3 protein-coding genes and 2 pseudogenes are annotated in these 3,061 nt (G+C 65.8%); 1 reads left to right on the top strand and 4 read right to left on the bottom strand.

Annotated features, from left to right (window positions below; translation table 11 throughout):
• Positions 1-100: 100 nt before the first annotated feature.
• Positions 101-388, bottom strand: a pseudogene (locus AC2VOU_RS18225) (DoxX family protein); the annotation flags it as partial.
• A gap of 200 nt (positions 389-588) precedes the next feature.
• On the bottom strand, positions 589-1,170 hold the full coding sequence (locus tag AC2VOU_RS18230) for a TetR/AcrR family transcriptional regulator (RefSeq protein WP_486958631.1): 582 nt from the start codon (positions 1,168-1,170) through the stop codon (positions 589-591).
• Positions 1,171-1,230: 60 nt separating this feature from the next.
• On the opposite strand from AC2VOU_RS18230, the gene AC2VOU_RS18235 reads away from it, so the two are divergent.
• Complete coding sequence (locus AC2VOU_RS18235) at positions 1,231-1,908, top strand: class I SAM-dependent methyltransferase (protein WP_486958632.1); 678 nt, start codon at positions 1,231-1,233, stop codon at positions 1,906-1,908.
• Here the strand turns inward: AC2VOU_RS18235 and mmpH are convergent.
• A complete protein-coding gene (gene mmpH, locus AC2VOU_RS18240) occupies positions 1,905-2,981 on the bottom strand; it encodes an MMP endo-(1,4)-3-O-methyl-alpha-D-mannosidase (RefSeq protein ID WP_486958633.1) in 1,077 nt (358 codons plus the stop codon). The two genes, AC2VOU_RS18235 and mmpH, sit on opposite strands and share 4 nt — an antisense overlap.
• Positions 2,968-3,061, bottom strand: a pseudogene (locus AC2VOU_RS18245) (SAM-dependent methyltransferase); the annotation flags it as partial. The gene mmpH and the pseudogene AC2VOU_RS18245, both read right to left, overlap by 14 nt.

Raw genomic sequence — 3,061 nt, forward strand, 5'->3', positions numbered from 1 at the left:
CACGGCTCAGCCCGCACCGCCACGGTGGCCCAGTCCCAACCGGAACAGTGGCTCACCCGACAGCGGAACACTGGCCCCCAGCCAGCGCGATATCCAGCCCGCCAAGGCTACCCGGTATCACCGTGACCGCCAGCACGGCGGAGGCAACTCTGGGCATCTTGCCAGTGGCGAGCAACACGCCGCCGGCGACCTGAATGGCCGCGTTGATTCTCGCGGCCGTCTCGGGATTGGACGGGACGTTGGCTCCGTACGGCTCCGGCAGTTGGCGCAGCGCTGCGACGGTCGGCTCGGTCGCTTCGAGTGACAGTGCGGGGTTGCGCAGCGTCTCGACGCCTTGGCCGATGAATGCCGCGGACAGCAGGGGGCGAGCGATTCGGCGAATCAACATGGATGGCGTGTTCCCAGGTTCAGCGCAGCGCAAACCGAATCGGCCAACCGCGTGGGAGTCCGAGGCGCCCCCCGCTTGCGGCAAGCACTAATTGCGTTCCACGCGTTGAGTTTGTTCTTGTCGCGAAGCTGCGGGTCGCGATGCTGGGCGGCGTCCCAAGCCTGACCATATTCAGGGGATTGCCAGCCTGCACGGCCGCGCTACGGCGTTTCGGCCAACAGCAGCCGCGCGGACGTCTCCAGCCGGTCGGCGATCTCGGCATAGGAGGCATATCCCATGCCGGCGCGCACCAACGCTCCCGCGTAGAGCAGCTCGAGTGATTCGACCAGTACAGGGGGATAGCCGTCGCCCAAAGCCGCGACCAGGCGCTGGTGTATTTCGCGGCCGATCCGCAGCCGCAGCTGCTCGACCTCAGGATCCTGACCGAGCAACGCGTTGGTCACCGCACCGGCAAGCGCCGGCTCGTCTGCGACCAGCAGCGCGATCTGGCGCAGCACGGTGATGACGCGCGCCGTTGGACACGGCGATGCGGTCGGCGCAACGGGACTCGAGGTCAACCTTCGCCAGAAAACCTCGGCCACGAGGTGCTCTTTCGAGGAGAAATACGTGTAGGCCGTCGCCGCCCCGACGCCGGCCTCTGCCGCGACCATGCGAATCGTCAAACCGGAGTAGCCTTCTCGGCTCAGCACACCGATCGCGGCGTTGCCCAGCCGGTCGACGGTGACGGCTTGCTTGGCGGTCAGGCGCCGTCTGGTCGATTCCCGAGCTACCGGGTTGGACACGTGTCCGGACACTACTACACCCACCTGGGCGCGGCAACCGAATGCACTACCGTGCTGGGGATGACCACTTCCTCGCACCGCGCGGCGCACGACGCGCTGACCAGCCGGTTATTCGCACTGGCCGACCGGGTGACCGGTTTTATGCCCGCTGAGGAGGGCCAGGCCCTCTACGACGTGGCCATGAGCTACCTCGACGGTGGCGTCGGTGTGGAAATCGGGACGTATTGCGGTAAGTCGACGGTCCTGCTCGGTGCGGCCGCCCGGGCGCGCAGCAGCGTTCTGTACACCGTCGACCACCATCACGGCTCGGAAGAGCATCAGCCGGGTTGGGAGTATCACGACACGTCGCTGATCGATCCGGTCACCGGACGGTTCGACACCTTGCCGGCGTTGCGGCACACGCTCGACGAAGCCGGGTTGGACCACAACGTGGTGGCGGTGGTTGGCAAATCGACCGTGGTGGCCAAAGGTTGGCGCACGCCGCTGCAACTGCTGTTCATCGACGGGGGCCACAGCGAGGATGCCGCCCGCAACGACTACGACGGCTGGGCGAGGTGGGTGAGCGCCGGGGGCGCGCTGATCATTCACGACGTGTTTCCTGATCCGCGTGATGGCGGCCGCCCACCGTACGAGATCTATTGCCGTGCTTTGGAAAGCGGCGCGTTCACCGAGAAATCCGGGACTGGCTCGATGCGGGTGCTGGAGCGCACCGCCGGCGATGCCGGGGCGGCGGTTTAGCGATCCGACTGGCTGGCTGCGCATTCGCAGTCGTACGCACTCTCCAAGCCGCGCGGCAGGTCGGCACCGCGAAAGATACCGCTGCCCGCGGTGGTCGACGACAACGCGTCGGCGGCCAGGATGACTGCCGCCCCGGTCCACGTCGTGCGTTCGACAGGCCAACGCTTCCCGTCGCTGAATACCAGCCCGGTCCAGTACGAGCCGTCCTTGTCGCGCAGATGCTGCATGGCGGCGAACTGTGTCAGCGCCGACTGCCGATCGCCCATCGCATCCAGCGCCAACACCAGTTCGCAGGTTTCCGCACCGGTCACCCACGGCCGATCGTCGACGCACCTGATGCCCAACCCGTCGACCACGAAATCGCTCCATCTTTCGGCGATGCGGGCCGTTGCCGCGGCACCGCGCACCGCGCCGCCCAAGATGGGGTAGTACCAGTCCATCGAGTGATGTGGCTTTTCGGTGAACCCAGTGGGATGAACGGCGATCGCGTGGCCCAACCGGCCCAGGGCAAGCTCCCACTCGGGTTGCGGGTCGTCCATCAGATTCGCCAAGGCGAGCGCGCATCGAACGCTGTGGTAGATACTGGCGCAACCGGTCAGCAACGCTTCCGTCAGGGGCCCTGAAGCGCCACGCGCCCAACAAATTTCGCCGCCCTCAAGCTGTAGGTCGAGTACGAAGTCGATGGCCGCGCACACCGTCGGCCACATGGTGCGGGCAAACATCCGATCGCCGGTGACAAGTACGTGATGCCATACCCCGACCGCCACATAGGCGCAGAAATTGCTGTCGCTGTTGGCATCTTCTATCACGCCGGCGCGCAATTGAATCGGCCAGGAACCGTCTGGGCGCTGTTGGTTACGGCACCAGTCGAAGGCGCGACGCGCAGGCCCGATCAACCCGGCGACCGTGAGGGCCATCGCGCATTCCACATGGTCCCAGGGATCGGTGTGACCACCATCGGACCATGGAATCTCTCCGGAGCAATATTGCAGCACTGCAATAGATTCTGCCGTCTGACGGCATTGTTCGGGGGACAGGACGCCGTCGACGCCCGGAATCTCAGACCAGCTCAACAGCAGGCACCGGTTTCTCGAAATACAACGCGACGCTCTTGCCGATCAGGGGGTTGAGGGTCGATTCGGCGAGCCGCGTC

The sequence above is a fragment of the Mycobacterium sp. TH-M25 genome, assembly GCF_057473665.1.

Coding starts and splice junctions, on each gene's coding strand:
- AC2VOU_RS18235 (WP_486958632.1), top strand. CDS start 1,231: ATGACCACTTCCTCGCACCGCGCGGCGCACGACGCGCTGACCAGCCGG.